This window comes from Micromonospora sp. DT63 (assembly GCF_049841615.1).
GTDB lineage: Bacteria > Actinomycetota > Actinomycetes > Mycobacteriales > Micromonosporaceae > Micromonospora.
Map to the genome: position 1 here is coordinate 286,029 of NZ_JBNCKQ010000007.1, position 18,199 is coordinate 304,227.

Genomic DNA, 18,199 nt, shown 5'->3' on the forward strand with positions numbered 1-18,199 from the left:
CCAGGTGAGTTCGGACCAGCTCCTCGTCACGCTGGACCGCGACAGCTCCGTTCCGTTGCAGCAGCAACTCTGCGACCAGATCAGCGGATCCGTACGGGCCGGCCGGCTGCGCCCGGGCGACACGGTGCCGCCCAGCCGCGAGCTGGCACACCAGCTCGGCGTCTCCCGGACGGTGGTGACCCGGGCGTACGAGCTGCTGCGGGCCAACGGGGTGCTCACCGCACGCCGGGGCTCCGGCACCCGGGTCAGCACGGCCCTGACCGACGCGCTGCCACCCGCCCCCCGCGCCGCCCGCGCGCACCTGCGACCCGAGCCCCCACTGCCCACCGACGCCGGCAGCGCGCTGTGGAAGCCGTGGGAACCGGCGCCGATGCACCGGCCGGACGGGACGTACGACTTCCGGCACGGCACCCCGGCGCTGGCCAGCTTCCCGGTGACCCGGTGGCGGCAGTCGCTCGCCGACGCGGTGAGCCGGGCCGACGCGGTGGCCCTGGGCTACGGCCCGGCCGAGGGCGCGTTGTCGTTGCGCGCCCAGATCACCGCCCTGCTGCGGCGCAGCCGCGCGCTGGACGCCACCCGCGAGAACACGGTGGTGACCAGCGGCGCCACCCAGGCCATGGACATCCTGGTCCGACTGCTCGTCGGCCCCGACGACGTGGTGATCATCGAGGACCCGAGCCACACCGTGCTCCGACAGATCTTCGGCTACTCACGGGCCGCTGTGGTGCCGGTCGGTGTCGACGAGGAGGGCCTGCGGGTCGACGAGATCGACTGCCAGGTCCGCGCGCACGGCCTCGACCCGGCCCGCGTACGCCTGGTCTACGTCACCCCGTCGCACCAGTTCCCCACCGGGTTCATCATGTCCGAGCGGCGGCGGCGGGCGCTGCTGCGCTGGGCTCGCGAACACGGGGCCACGGTGCTGGAGGACGACTACCACAACGAGTTCACCTTCGCGCAGGAGCGGTTGCCGTCGCTGGCCGCCGACCCGCAGGACGCCGACGTGGTCTACGTCGGCAGCTTCAGCAAGACCCTCTTCCCCTCGCTGCGCATCGGGTACGCAGTGCTGCCGCCCCATCTCGTCCGGTCGTTCCTGGGCGTCAAGTGGATCACCGACCGGCTGACCCCGACGCTGACCCAGGAGGCGCTGGCGGAGTTCATCGCCTCCGGCGCGTACGCCCGGCACATCGGCCGGATGGACCGCCTCTACCGGCAGCGGCGTGCCCGGCTGCTGGAGGCGCTGTACGAACACTTCGGCGCGGGAGTGCGGATCTCCGGCACGGCCGCCGGGCTGCACGTGCTGGTGACCCTGGGCGGCGCGCGCGACGTCGGCGAGGCCGAGATCGTGCGCGCCGCCGCCGCGCGCGGCGTCCGGGTCTACCCGGCCTCGGGCTACTTCGTCACCCGACCGCCGAGCGAGCCGACCTTCCTGATCGGGTACGCGGCGCTGCCCACCGCGAAGATCACCGAGGGAGTGGCGCTGCTGGCCGCCGCGGTACGGGACGTGACGGCTCGGTGAAGCGGGGCCGGTGAAAGCGCGCGCTCTGGGCGTACGGGACGGTGCAGTCGAAGACCGCCTTCGCCGTGCGCCCGTCCGCCGACAGCGACGGGGAGTAGCCGGTGTGCTGACTCGGGTCGAGCGGAAAACCCTCCCGGTCCGGCAGCACGAGCAGGTCCTGGTCGGCCTGGAAGCGGGTGACCATCGCCCACCACAGGTCCTGATCGGACTCGATGTCGACGTCCTCGTCCACGCACAGCACCAGCTTGGCCATCCGGAACTGCTCCAGCACCGCCTCGGCGGCGGCGCGTACCGCGAGGTCGTCGGCCGGGCCGCGCTTGGCCGGCCACTGCAGCACCACCATGAGCTGACCGCCGCCCGCGGTGTGGCAGTGCGCCGCCCGGGCCGGTGTCCCCCGGCGGCGCAGCAGGTCCAGCACCGCGGCCTCCATCCCGAAGCCGAGCAGCACCGACTGCTCGTGGCCGGGCCCGGAGACCGCCTGCAGGATCGGGCTCTCCCGGGCGGTGATCGCGGTGATGCGGATCAGCGGCAACGAGGGATGCGCCCGACCCTGGTAGCCGAGGAACTCCGGCGTCGCCACCGTGCCGTGCGCGCTCTCCGGCACCCGGTCGGCCAGCAACTCGCCCTCGACGACGTACTCGGCGTGCGCGATGAACTCGGCGTCCACGGTGGCGCAGGGCAGCAGCTCCACCGGTTGACCGGCGAGCGCGCCGGCCACCGCCAGCTCGTCGAGGTCGGGCGGGACCAGCGAGGTCGGGCAGCAGGACGACAGCAGCACCGCCGGGCTCAGGCCGAGGTGGATCGCGACCGGCAACGGACGCCCCCGGCGCAGAGCGGCCTGGTGCGCGAGCTCCAGGTCCCGGCCCGGCACCATCCAGATGGTCAACGTGTCGGGCCCCTGCACGCACATCCGGTGCACGGACAGGTTGCGGACCCCGGTGTCCGGGTCGGTGGCGAGCACCGCGCCGAGGGTCAGGTACGGGCCGGCGTCCTCGTCGGTGAGGACCGGCACCGGCAGCGCGGTCAGATCCACCGGCAGCGTCTCGCGCGGCCAGCGGGACGCGTCGGGGGCGGCCACCGGCGGACGGGGTGCGGCCACCGCGGCGAGCAGCCGGTGCGGCAGCTCGGCCGGCGTGCAGCCGAGCAGACCGGAGGCACGCCGGCGGGTGCCGTAGAGGCCCATCAGCACCGCCCGGGTCGGGCCGTGGTCGGGGCGTACCCGGTCGAAGAGCACCGCCGGGCCGGCGCCGGTGGGCGGGGCGGCGGGAGCGCCCGCCCAGCGGGCGTAGTGGGCGGAGACACCGTAGCGGGCGGGCAGCTCCGTGGGGACGCGGACCAGCTCGCCCGGGAGCGGATCGAGGCTGGCCAGGGCGTGCCGCAGGTCGACGGGCGGGCGGTGACTCATCGCTCTTCCGCCCGTGGCACGGCGGCCCGACGCTCTGCCAGCATGTCGAGCTGCATCCGGGTCAGCTCGTCGATGAGCGCCCGGTAGGCGCCGACCGCCACCTCGGGCGGCATGCCGTGCTGGGCGGCCAGGTCGTGCACCCGGTCGAGCACCTGTCGTACCCGGTCGGGTGATCGGACTGTCGCCTCGTCCGTCTTGTGCGCGGTGAGCTCCTGCACCACCCGGGTGCGCTCCGCCAGCAGGGCGATGATCCGCTGGTCGAGCGCGTCGATGGCGACCCGCAGCTCGGCGATCCGGGCCGGGCCGTCGGCGCCGCCGGCCGGCGGGGAGCCGGCCGGCGGCGCGATCGGGTGCTTATCGCTCACGGCTGCGGGACCTGGTCGATCACGAAGACGACTGTGGGCTCCGCGTCGCTGCCCTGGGACCGGTGCTCCTCGTCATCGGGGATGACGAAGCCCATGCCGGGGCGGCACGGCACCGACCGGTCCCGGAAGTGGATGGTGAACTCGCCCTGCAGGACGTAGCCGGTGTGCCCACGCAGGCACCAGTGGTGCTCGTCGAAACCCGGCGGCAGCTCCAGCAGGCGGAGACGCTGACCTCCGACGTACGAGATCTTGACGCGCCCCTCGGCTCCCGGCTTGTCCCACCTCTCCCACTCGGTGGCCGGGAAGTCGATGCCGACCGGCGCGGCGACCTGCTCAGTGGACATTCTCGATATCTCCTCTGGTGTGGACGGTTTCGGTGCGGCGGGGCCGCGGAACACGCTCGTTGCGGTCGCGGCGCGGGAGGACCGGACCGCCCTCGACCCCCTGGTGCCGCTTGAGCAGCTGCACCATGTCGAGCATCCGGTGCACCATCCGCTCCAGCGCGTCGACGCCCTCGACGTCGGTCAGGCCGGGAGCGCCGGTGGTGTTGCGCAGCAGGACGGGGAAGCCGCTGCCCACCAGGATCATCCGGTTGAGCAGCAGGTTGTTGACGATCTGGTTGTGCACCGAGGAGTCGCTGTACCGACGCCCGGTGACGATGATGCCGCCGACCTTGTCGGCCAGCGGCCGGGTGAAACGCAGGTAGCCGACGCCCGCCCGCTCGATGAAGACCTGCATGAGGTGGGCGAGGCCGAAGCCGTGCACCGGAGCCGCGTAGATCAGCCCGTCGGCGCTGGCCATCTGCTCCACCAGGGCGGGGACGTCGTCGTCCACCTGGCAGGGCAGGGTACGGCTGTTGCAGTCGCCGCACGGGCTGCACGGCGAGATGCGGTGCTCGCGGAGCGCGATGGTGCGCAGGATCGCGCCCCGCTCGGCGATCAGCTTGCCCGCGTACGCGATGGCGTGGTCGGTGTTGCCACCGGGCCGTTCCGATCCGTTGATGGCGAGGATGGTCGCTGCTTCGCTGTGCAATGGCACCCCCGGTGCTCGTCGCGGAGGGTGGACGCCACGATGGCGCCCACCCCCTCGCGAGGTCAGTCCGTCAGTTTTCCGGCGAAGTAGTCGATGTAGGCCTGCATGTCGAAGTGGCCGTGCCCGGAGAGGGAGAAGACGATGGCCTTCGACTCGCCCGTCTCCCGGCAGCGCAGCGCCTCGTCCACCGCCACCCGCACGGCGTGGGTGGACTCCGGCGCCGGCACGATGCCCTCGCTGCGGGCGAACAGCACGCCCGCCTCGAAGCAGGCGGTCTGCGGGACCGCCCGCGCCTCGATCAGGTCGATGTCCCGCAGCGCGCTGACGATCGGCGCCATGCCGTGGTAGCGCAGCCCACCGGCGTGGATCGCCGGCGGGTGGAAGTCGTGGCCCAGGGTGTGCATCTTGGCCAGCGGGGTGAGCCCGGCGGTGTCGCCAAAGTCGTAGTCGTAGCTGCCCTGCGTCAACGACGGGCAGGAGGCCGGCTCCGCGGCGACGAACCGCACCGTCGGGCCGCCGCCCAACTGCCGGCGCAGGAACGGCAGGGCCAGCCCGGCGAAGTTGGAGCCGCCGCCGGCCGCGCCGACCACGATGTCCGGGTAGTCGTCGGCCATCGCGAGCTGGAGCAGCGCCTCCTGCCCGATGATCGTCTGGTGCATCAGCACCAGATTGAGCACCGAGCCGAGGGCGTACTTGGCGGCGCCGCCGCTGGACATCGCCGCCTCCACCGCCTCGGAGATGGCCAGGCCGAGGCTGCCGGTGGAGTCCGGGTCGGCGGCGAGGGCCGCCCGGCCCGCCTCGGTACGGTCGCTCGGGCTCGGGGTGACCGACGCGCCGAACGTCTCCATCAATCCTCGCCGGTACGGCTTCTGGTCGTAGCTGATCCGCACCATGAAGACCTCGCAGTCGAGGCCGAAGTACGCGCAGGCCATCGAGAGCGAACTGCCCCACTGGCCGGCGCCGGTCTCGGTGGTCAGCCGCTGCACGCCGTCGAGCTTGCTGTAGTACGCCTGCGGCACGGCGGTGTTCGGCTTGTGGCTGCCGGCCGGGCTGACCCCCTCGTACTTGAAGTAGATCCGGGCCGGCGTGTCGAGGGCCTGCTCCAGGCGGCGGGCGCGCACGAGCGGGCTCGGCCGCCACTGCCGGTAGATGTCGAGCACCGGCCCCGGGATGTCCACGTCCCGCTCGGTGGTGAACTCCTGCTCGATCATGCCGGTGGCGAAGAGGGGTTCGAGATCCGCCGCGGTGATGGGCTCCCGGGTGCCGGGGTGCAGCATCGGGGGCAGTCCCTTGGGCAGGTCGGGAACCACGTTGTACCAGGTCGTCGGAATGTCACTCTCGGGCAGCACGAACTTCGTCGCGGTCATGGCCTCTTCCGATGCGGGGTGGGGTGTCAGGGACTGGCGGTGGCCGGTTCGGCGAGTGCCGGCACGGGCCGGACGGCCGGTCGGATCCGCAGCACTGCGAACGCGACCATGCCGACCACCGGGGTCAGCAGGAGCAGCAGGAGAACGGGATGGTGGCCCTGGGTCTGCCAGATGAAGCCGAGACCCATCGGCACGACCAGCCGGGCGGAGCTGAGCACGAAGGCGTTCAGGGCCATGAAGCCGCTGACCCGGTGCTCCGCCACGTGGTCGGCGATGTAGGTGGGCACCACCACCGACGCGATGATCTCGCCGAGGGTCCAGACCACTGTGGAGAGCAGCACGGCGGGCAGCGAGAACGCGAACACCAGGACGGCCATCCCGGTGGACCAGAGCAGCCCCGCCACGATCAGCAGGACCCGGGTCGAGTACGCCTTGATCCGCTTCTCGATCAGCAGGCTGGCGCTGACCACGACGACGCTGTTGATGGTGTAGACCGCCCCGACCAGCGCCACCGACGAGTGCAGCACCGTGGTGACCGCGAGGGGCAGCGTGTATTCCAGGCCGATCAGCGGCGCGACGTAGCAGAACGAGACGAGCACCAGCACCGCCACGTCGATGTCGCGCAACAGCCCGGCCCGGCCGGTGCTCGCGGCCGACGACGACGTAGCGGCACGTCGGGTGTCCGCCGGTACGAAGAGCCAGATGGTGGTCGCCGCGAGCAGCCCGAGCAGGATGTTGCCGGCGAACATCAGCTGGTAGGAGAAGGCCGCCGCGAACCCGCCGAGCAGCGGGCCGACCCCCATGCCGAGGTTGTTGGCGAGGTAGCTGACCGTGTACGCGAAGGGCCGCTCACCGGGCTCGGTCAGGTCGGCAATAAGCGTGTTCGCCGCCGGCGAGAACATGCCCATCCCGACCAGCGCGACGAAGAGCAGCACCGCGTACGTCCAGGTGGGACCGTCGACCAGGGCGAGACCCAGGTAACCGGCCGCGTTGAGCAGCAGGCTCGACACCAGCGCGGCGCGTCGGCCGGCCCGGGCGCAGACCGGGCCGCTGAGCAGGCTGCCGGCGAGCAGGCCGGTGCTGCCGACGGAGATCAGCACGCCCGCCTCGCCGGTGCTCAGGTGCCGGCTCTGCACGAGGTAGACCGCGAGCAGCGGGAACACGAACATGCCGGCCCGGTTGATGAAGGAGGCGTAGACAAGCATCCGCAGCGGGCGCGGCAGGGCCCGGAACCGGGTCAGCCACATGACGGCTCCCCCACCGGCTCGGTGCGCACCTCGAAGGAGTCCCGGATGACCTTGAACCGGGCGCGGACGTCGTCGAAGTCACGCCCCTCGCAGACGTACCAGCCGAGCACGTCGTTGGAGGCGGTCGGCTCGGCGAGCACGTCCCCGACCGCCTTCCACACGTCCGCGTCGCGCACGGCGTCCAGCGCCCGCAGCTCGTCGGCAGTGGTGATCGCCGTGATCCGGCCGTACCTGTCGGAGCACAGGTATTCGGTGCCGATCTCCGGGCCGAGGGTCGCCGCCGGCACGTGCTCCGGGTCCAGTTCCAGGCGGCACCACTCCCCCGCCAGGTTGATCCCCCGACCGGCCTGGATGGCGGGGACGATCGAGCCGCCGCCGGCCCGGGCGGCCGCCTCACCGAAGACGACCTCGCCGTCGTCGCGGAGGAAGAACTCCACGTGCGCCACGCCGGTACGCATCCCGAAGCCGCGCAGCACTGTGGCGCTGGCGGCCAGGATGCGCCGCTCCGCCGGGGTCAGACCGTGCTTGCGGGAGACCGTGCCGCCGGGCTCGTCGCGGAACTCCAGGACCGAGTACGTGTAGCGGGAGAGCTGCTCGAAGACCACCTCGCCGTCGCGCAGCAGCGAGTCGACGTGGTACTCGGCGCCCCGGACGTACTCCTCCACCCGGTAGTCGTGCCGGTCGTCGGCGACCAGCGGCCACACCCGGGCCAGGTCCTCGGTGGAGTCCACCCGGTGGGTGTCGCCGCAGGCCCAGCCGGCGTACGGCTTGATCACCACCGGCCAGCCCACCTCGGCGGCGAACTCGGCGACCGCCCCCACCGTCTCGGGGCGGCACGAGCGGGCCACCGGCACGCCCAGCTCGGTGGCCCGGCGGTGCATCACGTTCTTGTCCCGGAAGGTCAGGGCCTCCTCCGGGTCGAGGCCGTCGATGCCGTTGTCGCGCCTGCAGTACGCGGCGGTCAGCACGTCACCCTCGAAGAGCGGGAAGATGCGTCGCACCTGATGCGTGGCGACGATCGTCGCGACCACCGAGCGGACGGCAGCGGTGTCGTCGAGGTCGGCGTGGTAGCAGGGCAGGCCGGCGGCTTCCGGGGCGGGCTGCCCGGTCGGCAGCAGCACCACTGTGGTCACGCCCAGCTCGGCGGCGGCGGCGACAACGCTGCGGAACTGGGCCGCGTACCGGCCGGCCGCCGGCCGGTAGATCACCAGGATCGCGCGGTTCACGGACGGCTCCCCCGGTGGTTGCCGGCGGGGCTGAGCGGCCCGGCGGTACGCAGGACGGCGCTTGTCGTCCCCACGTCGAGCACCGCCTCCTGTCGCGGGGCGTCGGACTCCTCGTCGAGGGCGGCGGCCAGCCGGGCCAGCGCGTCCACCACCTCCGCCCGGCCGCCGGGGTGGGCCGACTCGACGGTGAGCAGCAGCCGGTGCCGGCCCAGGTCGGTGCGGACCAGGTGTCCCTGCCGCCAGTTCCAGCGCCGGGAGTGGGCCCGCCCGTCGGCGTCGGCGTAGATCACCTCCCCCGGTTCGGGGCGCTCCGGCGCGTCGGGCACACCGAGGGGCAGGAACGTCTCGGTGCCGTCGGCCGGTCGGACGACGATGTCGGTGATGCCGTCGACAGCGCACGAGGCCACCGGCAGCGCCGCGCCGAGCGAGACGGCGTTGCAGAGGTCGACAAGGGCGTTGATCCGGGGCAGCCGGTCGCCCTTGGCGACGCGTCGGGCGATCGACTCGGCGGCGCACGGGAACCGGTTCGGGTTCACCCCCACCGTCCGGTACGCCTCCCGCCACGCGGCGATGCCCGGCAACTCGGCAACCCCCGCCTTGTCCAGGCCGGCGGCGTGCAGCGCGTCCTCGGCGGCGGTCAGCAGCGCCGACACGCTGGGAGGCGCCGGGGCGACCTCGATCGTCGGCACGGCGAGCACGCCGAGGACGTAGTCCGGCACTGCGGTCAGCACCCGGTCGTCGATGCGGACGGTGAGGGTGTCCGCACCGTCGCTGAGCTGGGTCATCGTGATCCTCGTGAGGTTCGGGTCCGATTGTCGGTCCGACCGTACGCAGCGGCACGACCACCGGGTGTGGCCAATCCGGGGTGATCCGGTGTGGCCAATCCGCCGGTCGACGGCCTGTCGTCGCGACGGCCGAGACGGACCCGCGCGCCGAGCAGCGTGGTGCCCACCGCCAGGACGCACAGCGCGGCGCCGACCGGCCCGAGCAGGTCGAGGGCGTCCGCGCCGCCGTGACGCAACAGCCTGTTGCCGAGGAAGCCGCCGAGGGCGATGCCCAGGAACGTGGCCGAGGAGTTGAGGGACAGCAGCAGCGGCCCCGAGGTCGGGGCGATCGTGAAGAGCCGGTGCTGCTGAGCCGGCTGCGTGGCCATCGCGGTGACGCCCCAGGCCGCCATGGCCAGCGCGGCCGGAAGCAGCGCCTGCCGGGTCAGCGGCAGCGTGACCAGCACCAGGGCGAGCCCGGTGATCGAGACCACCAGCACCGGCAGGCCACCGAAGCGGTCGGTGGCCCGCCCACCGAGCACCGTCCCGGCGACCGCCGGCACACCGAAGACGAGCAGCAGCACCGCGAGCAGCGTCCCGTCGCCGTCGGTGGCCGGCGCGAGCAGCGCCCCGACGTACGTCAGGGCCAGGTAACCGCCGGTCATGAAGAGCGCGGTGGTGAGCACCGCCAACCCGACGCGGCTCTCGCGGGCCGGGGCGAGCCGGGCCGCCAGCGACGGGCCGGGCGGCAGCGCCAGCTGAGGCAGGCCGACCAGCACCGCCACCGCGCAGGCGGCGCCGAGGGCGGCGAGCAGCCAGAAGGTGGCCCGCCACTGCAGGTCGGCGGCGAGCCAGGTGCCGAACGGCACCCCGACCACGGTGGCCGCGGAGAGGCCGCCGAGGACCACGGCCATGGCCCGGCCGCGCCGCTCGGGCGGGGCCAGCGCGGCCGCCGAGGCGGTGGCGGCGGGGACGTAGAGCGCGGCGCTGACCGCCGTGAGGACCCGGGCCAGCAGCAGCAACGGCAGGTCGGGGGCGAGCGCCGAGGCGACGTTGCCCACTGTGAACCCGACCAGCGAGATCACCAGCACGGTACGCCGTTCCAGCCGGCCGGCCAGCGCGCCGAGCACCGGGGCGGCGACGGCGTACGCGAGGGCGAAGACCGTGCTCACCCACCCGGCCGAGGCGACGCTCACCCGCAGCGTGCGGGCCACCTCGGGGAGCACCCCGGCGACGACGAAGGTGTCGGTGCCGATGGCGAACGCCCCGACGGCGAGCAGCGGGACGACCGGCACGGACCGCCGCATCACGCGACTCCCGCCGGCTGCCCGGCGCGGTAGCGGGTGGCGTCCCCGGCGACCACCCGGCCGCCCAGCAGCACCAGCTCGATCGCCTCCGGCCGGCCCAGCACCGTGATGTCCTCGGCCGGGTCGCCGTCGGTGACCACCAGGTCGGCCAGCCGACCCGGCTGCACCGTGCCCGCCTCGTCGCCCCGACCGGCCAGCCGCGCGCCGTTGGCCGTGGCCCAGGTCAGCACCACCGGCGCGGGAATGCCGGCCATGCTCACGTAGGTCTCCAGCTCCTCGGCGTACCGGCCGTGCGGGGTCCAGGCGAAGCCGAAGTCGTCGCCGGCCACGATCGGGATCCCCATCTGCACCATCAGCGGCAGGATGCGCAGGGTGTTCTCCACCTCGGCCTGGAATTCCAGGGTCTCCAGGTACTCCGGGGTCTTGCCGTGCCGGGTGCCGTCGGTGAGCAGCCGGTACGGCTGGTGCAGGCTCGGCACCACGAAGATGCCCCGCTCGGCGATCGCCTCCAGGGCCGCGTCGTCGGCGTAGGTGGCGTGGTCGATCACGTCGACCCCGGCGGCGATGGCGTTGCGGATGCCGCCCAGCCCGCGCGAGTGCGCCCGGATGCGGACCCCCCGCTCGTGCGCCGCCCGCGCCGCGATCACCAGCTCCTCGGCGGTGAACAGCAGCTCGTGGGAGCGGCCGTTGGGGAACGTGTCGTCGCCGGTGGAGAAGACCTTGATGATCTCCGCGCCCTGCTTGACCTCGGTGTCGACGTACTCGATCAGCTCTTGCGGGGTGTCGGCCAGCCGCATGAGGTCGCTCGGGATGCGTTGCTTGACCGCCGGGTTGCGGCGCTCCGGCGGACCGGACACCATCAGGTCCCGGCTGCACGGGGTGATGCGCGGACCGGGCAGCCGGCCGGCGTCGATCGCCCGGCGCAGCGCCATGTCGATGCCGGCCACCGAGCCGGCGCCGACGAAGGCGGTGTAGCCGAGGCGCAGCATCGCCGCCGCGTTGGCGGCGGCCCCGAGGGTCACCTCCGGGATGCTGTACTTGAACAGCATCTCCCGACCGTCGAGCACGTTCAGGTACGCGATGTGGGTGTGGCCGAGCGTCATGCCCGGCATGACCGTCCGGCCGTCGAGGTCCAGGACGTCGACGCCCGGGTCGTGCAGGGGCGCCTGCGCCTCGGGTAGCACGGCCACGATGCGCTCGCCGTCGAGCAGCACGCTGTGGCGCGGCCGGGAGGGCACCCCCAGTCCCTCCTGGACTGTGGCGCGGTGCAGCAGCATTCGTCGGGACACGAGGCGTCTCTCCGGTTCTCTCGGTGTCTGGTCTCAGCGGCGGCCGAACAGGGTCCACACGATCTCGGCGCCCGGGCGGCGGGCCACCCACCGCAGGCCGTGGCGCTCGACCCCGGGCGCGTTGGTCACCGCGAGGTCGGCGCCGCCGGCGGCGAGGATCTCGGCGGCGTGCTGGGTGGAGTCGGCGTCGACCCACCGCACCGACCGGTCCCGCAGGGCCGGTGGCGCGAGGTCGGTGAAGATCCGCCGGACCTCCCAGAGGGCGGCCACGGCGAGCTGACCCCCGGAGGCGTCCGGGTCGCGGTCCGGCTGGGCCGCGATGCCGTACTCCGGGGTGGCCTGGGCGAAATAGGCCTCCAGCCGCAGGTCCCGGTGCCAGTGAAAGCGGGTGAGCCCCTGATAGGCGCTCGGCACGAGGGCCTGGTCGACGCGCCGGTCCACCAGCGCCGCGAGCACCGCGTCGAAGGTGTCGGACAGCTCGACGCGCAGGCCGTGCCGCTCGGCGAGGAACACCGCGGTCAGGTGGCTGGACGTCCCGGGCGGGCCGAGGGTGGCCAGCGTGGTGCCGGGCCGGCTCGCCCAGCCGTCCACCACGCTGCGCCAGCGCCGCCCGTACGCCTCGGCGAGCGGCCCGGGCAGCGCCGGCACCCGCTCGTCGGCGACTGTCTCAGGTGGTGTAGCCACGGTTGCCCGCCATCCGCTGCGCCACCTGGGTCTCGTGGTCGGCCTCGACTCGCCGGTCGACGATCCGGGCGGCCTTCCAGCTCACGAAGGCGCCGGTGCTGACGATGGGGTCGAGCCCGTCGGTCAGCTCCACCTCGACGGGTACGCCGAGCGCGGCGGTGGCCCGCTCCCGGACGCCGTCGGCCACCCCGGCGGGGTCGTCGACGAGTTCCTTGAGCAGTTCCAGGCGGACGGTCAGCCGGTCGCCCCCGGCCGCCGGGTCGTGGTCGATCACCACCTGGTAGCCGCCGGAGCCGGTGACCCCGGTCAACACGGCCGTCTCGACCTGGCCGGCGGTGAAGCGTCGACCGCCCAGCTCGATGCGGTCCAGCGTCCGCCCGACGATCTGCACGAGGTCGCCGGCCATCTCGCAGTCACAGTCGGACGCCTCGACGATCACCGCGTCGCCGGTGCGGTAGCGGACCAGCGGCTTCACCCCGTCGATCAGCATGGTGACGGTGAGTTCCCCGCTGCCGCGCGGGCCGTGCGACGCGCCCGTCTCCGGGTCCACCACCTCGATGAGGTAGTTGGTCTGGGAGAGGTGCATCCGCTTGTTGCGGCAGGCGGTGGCGATGACGAACGCCTCCTGCGAGCCGTACAGGATGTTGTAGACGTCCGCGCCCCAGACGGATTCCAGGTTTCGGGCCAGCGCCGGGGTGCACATCTCGCCGGTGACGAAGAGCAGCTTGACGGCGAAGTCCTCGCGCAGCCGGTAGCCGTAGTGCTCGGCCGCCTTGGCGAGCATCATGGCCACACCCGGCGTGCAGCAGACGACCTCCAGCTCCAGGTCCTTCATGAGCTGCAACGCCTTGGCGAACCCGATCACCGGCGAGTACGGCCAGATCTTCGCGTTGAGCGAGCCGACGTTGCGGGCGATGTCACCGAGGGTGTCGCCGAAGGAGTGCACCTCGGTCGGGCCCATCAGCCCGATCCGCGGCGGATGGTCGCCGAAGTGGTGGCGGAAGATCGACGCCCAGGACTCGGTGACGTGGGCGTTGCTGGCCACCACCTCCCGACCGTCGCGGGGGCACGGTGTCGCGCGGCCCGTCGTGCCTGTCGTCTCGTAGAAGAAGACCCCGTCGGCCAGCGGTCGGCTGAGCACGTCGAGCATCTCCTCGCGCAGGTGCGTCTTCGTCGTGAAGGGCAGCCGGTCGAGGGTCGCCGGGGTGATCGTGGCGAGGTCCACGTCGGCCAGGTGCCGGGCGTAGAACGGCGACCCGGTCGTCACCTGGTCCAGGACCGTGCGCAGTTGGCGTTCCCGCCACGCGTCCAGGTCGGCCGGGTCGAGGGTGCGGTCGTAGAAGGCCTTGTGCAGGGCCAGGTAGTCGACGGCGAAGTCGGCCGCCGGTCCAGTGGTCGGAAGCCACATGGTCGGGATCCTCTCCAGGGGTGCGCCGGCTGCGGTGCGATCGGCGCTCGGGCGGTGACGCGACTCAGTGCAGGCCGCCGTTGACGTCCACCACCGTGGCGGTGACGTAGCTGCTGGCCGGGTCGGCGAGCCAGGCGACGGCCGCGGCGATCTCGGCCGGTGTGCCGAACCGGCCGACGGGGATCCGGGCCCGGTAGTCGTCCCGACGCTGCGCCGGAATCCGGGCGGCCATCGGGGTCTCGACCAGGCCGGGAGCCACCGCGTTGACCCGGATGCGGTGCTCGGCGAGCGACCGGCCGAGGCTGTGGGTGAGCGCGATGCAGGCGCCCTTCGACGCCCCGTACGCGGCGTCCGGGCTGCCGGACTGCCCGCTGATCGAGGCGACGTTGACCACCGTGCCCGGCCGACCCGCGCTGATCAGGGCGCGGGCGAACGCCTGCGTGCAGAAGAACGCGGCACCCACGTTGACGTCGAACACCTGCGCGTACGTCTTCGGGTCGTAGTCGAGAAAGTCGCGGGCGTGGTAGACCCCGGCGTTGTTCACCAGCACCTCGGGCAGGCCGTACCGCTCGCGGATGTCCGCGAAGAGCCGCTCGACCTGTTCGGGCACTGCCACGTCGGCGACCAGCGAGGCGTACGCCGCCGGGTCGCCGCCCGGGTCGACGTCGACGCCGAGCACGCGGTGCCCGGATGCGGTCAGGGCCGCCGTCACGGCCCGGCCGATGCCGCCGGCCGCCCCGGTGACCACGGCGAGGGGTGCCGACCGGTCGGTCATGACGGTCCCGCCGTCAGCGCCGGCGACGCGCTGCGCAGGAAGTTGTCGAACAGGCGCAGCCCGTCCTCGGTGAGCACGCTCTCCGGGTGGAACTGCACCCCCTCGACCGCCAGGGCCCGGTGTCGTACCCCCATCACGTAGCCGTCGTCGGACGACCGCGCGGTGACGTGCAGGGCCAGTGGCGCCGGGTCCGCGACGATGAGCGAGTGGTAGCGGGTCACGGTGAGCGGGGCGGGTGCGCCGTCGAAGACCCCTCGACCGTCGTGCGTGACGACGCTGGTCTTGCCGTGCATCAGGTGCCGGGCGACCGCGACGGTCCCCCCGTACGCGAGGCCGATCGCCTGATGTCCGAGGCAGACGCCGAGCAACGGGACCTGGCCGGCGAAGGCGTGCACCAGCTCCACGTGCCCGGACTCGGCGGGATGACCCGGGCCGGGGCCGAGCACCACCGCGTCCGGTCGCAGGGCCGCGAGCTGGTCGCTGGTCCGCGTCCGGGAGCGGACCACGACGGTCCGCGCGCCGAGCGTCCGCAGGTACTGGTCGATGATGTGGGTGAAACTGTCGTACGCGTCGACGAGCAGGACCTTCACGACAGCAGCTCCGCACCGGTCAGGGCCCAGAAGGTGGCGTTCATCTTGGCCAGCGTCTCCCGCCACTCGTCGCCGGGCGTGGAGTCGGCCACCACTCCTGCGGACGCCTGGGTGCGGTAGCGCCGGCCGTCGTGCACTGCGGTGCGGATGCAGAGCGCGAGCACGGCGTACCCGCGGACGTCCACCAGGCCGACGGCGCCCGCGTAGACGCCCCGGGGCTCGTCCTCCAGGCCGTCGATGATCTCCATCGCCCGCAGCTTCGGCGCACCGGTCATGGTGCCCGCCGGAAAGGTGGCGCAGATCGCCGCCCACACGTCGGCGTCGTCGGCGAGCTGGCCGGAGACGGTGGAGACCAGGTGGTGCACGTACGCGAACGGCTCGACGTCGAACATGGAGTCGACGCTGAGCGTGCCGGGCACACAGACCCGGCCGATGTCGTTGCGGCACAGGTCGACAAGCATGACGTGCTCGGCCCGTTCCTTCTCGCTGGCCGCCAGTTCGGCCACCCGTCGGCGGTCGGCCTGGGGGTCGGTGGCCCGGGGCGCGGTGCCGGCGATCGGGCGCATCGACAGCCGGCCCTGTTCGATGCGCAGGAACAGCTCCGGGCTCGCGCCGATGACGGTCTGGCCGGCCCACGGGGTCAGGTACATGTACGGCGACGGGTTGCGGTGGCGCAGCCGTCGGTAGACCTCCAGCGGCGTGAGCGTGGTCTCCACGTCGATGCGGTGGCCGATCTGGATCTGGTAGCTGTCCCCCACCTCGATGTGGCGCAGGCACTGCTTCACCCGGGCGGCGAACGTCTCCTCGTCGACGGTGTCCCGCACCAGGCTCGGCGGCGGGGCGGCCGGCACGTCCAGGTGGCCGTCGGCCGGGCCGGGAAGGTCCGGCAGCCGGGCGGCGGCGTCGTCCCGCGGCAGGTGCGGGCCGGAGGCGGAGAGCTGGCGCACCGTGCCGGCGCGCAGGTCCCACCAGACGGTGTGCCGGAACAGCGCGAGTGTGCAGCGTGGGATGTCGTCGACGACCCGGTCGACGGAGAGCTCGTCCATGTCCCGCGCGGCCTCGTACGCCAGGGTGGTGAGGAAACCGAAGGCGAAGCTGTCGGCGGGGACTGTGGTGCGGACCGCGAACGCCCGCTGCACGGCCCGGACGGCGGCCCACACCTCGCTCGGCCCGGCGACCGGCCAGATCCGCTGGGCGGCGCGGCGCCGGACCGGCTCGCCCAGCACGGCGGTCAGCACGGCGGCCAGGGCGTCGCCGAGCGCACCCTCGGCGGTCACCTCCAGCCGGTCGGCGATGAACCGCACCTCGGCGAGAAGGCCCCAGCCGACGGCCGCCGCACACCGGTCCTGCGCCGGACCGTCCAGGCTTTCGAAGAGATACAGATCGTTGTCAGCGCAACTTTCCGCGAGTGCCGTATAGAGCGACAATGGATCGATCGACGGCAGTGTGACAGATGTCACCTCTACGGGAATTGAGTTGGTCAATGGTGTATGCGCCACCGCCATCGAATGCGACCGGATGGGCCACGTGGCGAGTTCGGTTGACAATAGGGACACTTGCGGAACCCCCTCTGAACAGCCCGATTTCCGCGCCACCGTTGGCGCTGACCCCGCCGATGACACGGCAGGTCGGACCCTTCCCCCCAGACGAAAGGACTCGCACGACCACTCCGACACCGGCGACGAAGGCGTCCGCATTGGACATTCTCGGAACGTACGCCCTGATTCGCCGGTCAGTGAGCGGTTGCGCGCCCGGCCAACACTTTCCACAGGCACGGATCACGCTGTCCATACCACTTCGGCGATCTCGGAGCGGACCACTTGTCACTGAATCTAAGCCTGTCAATAGACGCCCAATCACGTGAAACGCTGGCGGTGCAGCTCCGTAACGCATTTCGTACGCAGATCGAGGAGGGCACACTGCGTCCCGGCACGCGCGTGCCGTCGAGCCGGCAACTCGCCGCCGATCTCGGGGTGTCCCGCAGTGTGGTCGTCGAGGCGTACGAACAGCTCTGCGCCGAGGGGTACCTCGTCTCCCAGCACGGCTCGGGCACGTCCGTGGCGGCGGCACGTGCCGACGTCGGCTCGGCGCTCACCCCGGACGACCGCGCGCCCGCGGCTGCGGTCCACGACCTGCGCACCGGCGGGCTGCACGACTCCACCTTCCCCCGCCAGGACTGGATCCGGGCGGTCAGCGCGGTTATCACCTCGGCCGGCCGCCGCGAGCTGGGGTACGCCCCACCGTCCGGCCTGCCCGTCGTCCGGCACACCCTCGCCGGCTACCTGGGCCGGGTACGCGGCGTCCGCACCCGACCGGAACACCTCATGATCACCTCAGGCTTCGCGCAGGGCCTCGCGCTGCTCTGCCGCGAGCTGCGCGACCGGGGCCACGACACCATCGGGGTGGAGGATCCCGGGCACCCGGGCGAGTGGGAGTTCATCGCCGAGGCCGGACTGTGTCCGGTGGGCATCCCGGTGGACGGCGACGGCATCCGGGTCGACGCGCTGGCCGCGAGCGGGGTCCGCGCCGCGCTCGTCACCCCGGCCAGCCAGTTCCCGACCGGGGCCACGCTCAGCGCGCAACGCCGGGCGCACCTGGTCGCCTGGGCGCAGGAGGTGGACGGCTACCTCATCGAGGACGACTTCGACGCCGCCCTGGTCGCCCCGGCGCAGCGGATGCCGGCGCTGCAGAGCCTGGCACCGGACCGGGTGATCTACGCCGGCAGCGCCAGCAAGGTCCTCGCCCCGGCACTGCGCCTCGGCTGGCTGGCCACCCCGCCCGACCTGACCACACGCGTCGAGCGGATCCGCGCCGGCTGGGACATCGGCTGCTCCGGGCTGGAGCAACTCGCCCTCGCCCGGCTGATCGACACCGGCGCGTTCGACAGGCATCTGCGCCGACTCGGCGCCGACGTGCGGAAACGCCGTCAGACGGTCCAGCAGTTCGTCTCCCGCCACCTGCCCGACGTCACGGTCCTCGGTCCGAACGGCGGGCTCCAGGCGTACCTCGTGCTGCCGGCGCGGTGCGCCGAGGAGGCGTTGGTGCAGGCGGCCCGCCGTCGGTCGGTGCTGGTGCGCGGCGGCCGCTTCTACGCCCTCCGCACGGACGACCGGCCACCGGCGCTGGTCGTCGGCTACGCCGGCGTACGCGGCCCCGAGCTGGGCCGCGGCCTGGCCGGGATCGCCGCGGCGTACCGGGAGACGATCGGCGGCAGCGGTTCGTGA

The 18,199-nt window shown here is 72.9% G+C and carries 17 protein-coding genes; 2 read left to right on the forward strand and 15 right to left on the reverse strand.

What is annotated here, in order from left to right; all coding sequences use genetic code 11:
* Positions 1 to 4: 4 nt before the first annotated feature.
* Positions 5 to 1,516 (forward strand): PLP-dependent aminotransferase family protein, encoded by a 1,512-nt coding sequence (locus tag ACLQ27_RS25235; protein ID WP_425868963.1) that lies wholly within the window; start codon positions 5 to 7, stop codon positions 1,514 to 1,516.
* On the opposite strand, the gene ACLQ27_RS25240 is transcribed toward ACLQ27_RS25235, so the two are convergent.
* The 15 genes from ACLQ27_RS25240 to ACLQ27_RS25310 all read right to left on the reverse strand — a co-directional run bounded on the left by ACLQ27_RS25240 (position 1,461) and on the right by ACLQ27_RS25310 (position 16,435).
* Positions 1,461 to 2,921: a UbiD family decarboxylase gene (locus ACLQ27_RS25240; RefSeq protein WP_425868965.1), complete on the reverse strand. Its 1,461-nt coding sequence runs from the start codon at positions 2,919 to 2,921 to the stop codon at positions 1,461 to 1,463. The genes ACLQ27_RS25235 and ACLQ27_RS25240 overlap by 56 nt on opposite strands.
* The gene (locus ACLQ27_RS25245) at positions 2,918 to 3,286 is read right to left on the reverse strand and encodes a chorismate mutase (protein WP_357489591.1); all 369 of its coding nucleotides are present in this window, start codon (positions 3,284 to 3,286) and stop codon (positions 2,918 to 2,920) included. Before ACLQ27_RS25245 ends, ACLQ27_RS25240 begins: the two co-directional genes overlap by 4 nt.
* Positions 3,283 to 3,630, reverse strand: a complete 348-nt coding sequence (locus ACLQ27_RS25250) for a cupin domain-containing protein (RefSeq protein WP_234581760.1) — start codon at positions 3,628 to 3,630, stop codon at positions 3,283 to 3,285. The genes ACLQ27_RS25245 and ACLQ27_RS25250 overlap by 4 nt, the downstream gene beginning before the upstream one ends.
* Positions 3,620 to 4,324 (reverse strand): flavodoxin family protein, encoded by a 705-nt coding sequence (locus ACLQ27_RS25255; RefSeq protein WP_425868967.1) that lies wholly within the window; start codon positions 4,322 to 4,324, stop codon positions 3,620 to 3,622. Before ACLQ27_RS25255 ends, ACLQ27_RS25250 begins: the two co-directional genes overlap by 11 nt.
* Positions 4,325 to 4,380: 56 nt before the next feature.
* Positions 4,381 to 5,685 (reverse strand): TrpB-like pyridoxal phosphate-dependent enzyme, encoded by a 1,305-nt coding sequence (locus ACLQ27_RS25260; protein WP_234581762.1) that lies wholly within the window; start codon positions 5,683 to 5,685, stop codon positions 4,381 to 4,383.
* Between the two features lie 26 nt (positions 5,686 to 5,711).
* On the reverse strand, positions 5,712 to 6,932 hold the full coding sequence (locus tag ACLQ27_RS25265; protein ID WP_425868969.1) for an MFS transporter: 1,221 nt from the start codon (positions 6,930 to 6,932) through the stop codon (positions 5,712 to 5,714).
* Entirely contained in the window at positions 6,923 to 8,158 is a 1,236-nt protein-coding gene (locus ACLQ27_RS25270) for an ATP-grasp domain-containing protein (protein ID WP_357489586.1), read from the reverse strand. The genes ACLQ27_RS25265 and ACLQ27_RS25270 overlap by 10 nt, the downstream gene beginning before the upstream one ends.
* The gene (locus ACLQ27_RS25275) at positions 8,155 to 8,943 is read right to left on the reverse strand and encodes a B3/B4 domain-containing protein (RefSeq protein ID WP_357574842.1); all 789 of its coding nucleotides are present in this window, start codon (positions 8,941 to 8,943) and stop codon (positions 8,155 to 8,157) included. The genes ACLQ27_RS25270 and ACLQ27_RS25275 overlap by 4 nt, the downstream gene beginning before the upstream one ends.
* Positions 8,940 to 10,229 (reverse strand): MFS transporter, encoded by a 1,290-nt coding sequence (locus ACLQ27_RS25280; protein WP_357574841.1) that lies wholly within the window; start codon positions 10,227 to 10,229, stop codon positions 8,940 to 8,942. The genes ACLQ27_RS25275 and ACLQ27_RS25280 overlap by 4 nt, the downstream gene beginning before the upstream one ends.
* Positions 10,229 to 11,518, reverse strand: a complete 1,290-nt coding sequence (locus ACLQ27_RS25285) for an amidohydrolase family protein (protein WP_357574840.1) — start codon at positions 11,516 to 11,518, stop codon at positions 10,229 to 10,231. The genes ACLQ27_RS25280 and ACLQ27_RS25285 overlap by 1 nt, the downstream gene beginning before the upstream one ends.
* Positions 11,519 to 11,551: 33 nt before the next feature.
* Positions 11,552 to 12,202, reverse strand: coding sequence for a prephenate dehydratase (locus ACLQ27_RS25290; RefSeq protein WP_234581768.1), 651 nt, complete (start codon positions 12,200 to 12,202; stop codon positions 11,552 to 11,554).
* The gene (locus ACLQ27_RS25295) at positions 12,186 to 13,610 is read right to left on the reverse strand and encodes a phenylacetate--CoA ligase family protein (RefSeq protein ID WP_357574839.1); all 1,425 of its coding nucleotides are present in this window, start codon (positions 13,608 to 13,610) and stop codon (positions 12,186 to 12,188) included. The genes ACLQ27_RS25290 and ACLQ27_RS25295 overlap by 17 nt, the downstream gene beginning before the upstream one ends.
* Positions 13,611 to 13,674: 64 nt before the next feature.
* Complete coding sequence (locus ACLQ27_RS25300) at positions 13,675 to 14,385, reverse strand: SDR family NAD(P)-dependent oxidoreductase (RefSeq protein ID WP_357574838.1); 711 nt, start codon at positions 14,383 to 14,385, stop codon at positions 13,675 to 13,677.
* Positions 14,382 to 14,975 (reverse strand): anthranilate synthase component II, encoded by a 594-nt coding sequence (locus ACLQ27_RS25305; RefSeq protein WP_357574837.1) that lies wholly within the window; start codon positions 14,973 to 14,975, stop codon positions 14,382 to 14,384. The genes ACLQ27_RS25300 and ACLQ27_RS25305 overlap by 4 nt, the downstream gene beginning before the upstream one ends.
* Positions 14,972 to 16,435, reverse strand: coding sequence for an anthranilate synthase component I family protein (locus ACLQ27_RS25310; protein WP_357574836.1), 1,464 nt, complete (start codon positions 16,433 to 16,435; stop codon positions 14,972 to 14,974). The genes ACLQ27_RS25305 and ACLQ27_RS25310 overlap by 4 nt, the downstream gene beginning before the upstream one ends.
* A gap of 414 nt (positions 16,436 to 16,849) precedes the next feature.
* On the opposite strand from ACLQ27_RS25310, the gene ACLQ27_RS25315 reads away from it, so the two are divergent.
* A complete protein-coding gene (locus ACLQ27_RS25315; RefSeq protein ID WP_425868973.1) occupies positions 16,850 to 18,199 on the forward strand; it encodes a PLP-dependent aminotransferase family protein in 1,350 nt (449 codons plus the stop codon).

Coding starts and splice junctions, on each gene's coding strand:
- ACLQ27_RS25250 (WP_234581760.1), bottom strand. CDS start 3,630: ATGTCCACTGAGCAGGTCGCCGCGCCGGTCGGCATCGACTTCCCGGCC.
- ACLQ27_RS25240 (WP_425868965.1), bottom strand. CDS start 2,921: ATGAGTCACCGCCCGCCCGTCGACCTGCGGCACGCCCTGGCCAGCCTC.
- ACLQ27_RS25265 (WP_425868969.1), bottom strand. CDS start 6,932: ATGTGGCTGACCCGGTTCCGGGCCCTGCCGCGCCCGCTGCGGATGCTT.
- ACLQ27_RS25260 (WP_234581762.1), bottom strand. CDS start 5,685: ATGACCGCGACGAAGTTCGTGCTGCCCGAGAGTGACATTCCGACGACC.
- ACLQ27_RS25295 (WP_357574839.1), bottom strand. CDS start 13,610: ATGTGGCTTCCGACCACTGGACCGGCGGCCGACTTCGCCGTCGACTAC.
- ACLQ27_RS25280 (WP_357574841.1), bottom strand. CDS start 10,229: ATGCGGCGGTCCGTGCCGGTCGTCCCGCTGCTCGCCGTCGGGGCGTTC.
- ACLQ27_RS25300 (WP_357574838.1), bottom strand. CDS start 14,385: ATGACCGACCGGTCGGCACCCCTCGCCGTGGTCACCGGGGCGGCCGGC.
- ACLQ27_RS25275 (WP_357574842.1), bottom strand. CDS start 8,943: ATGACCCAGCTCAGCGACGGTGCGGACACCCTCACCGTCCGCATCGAC.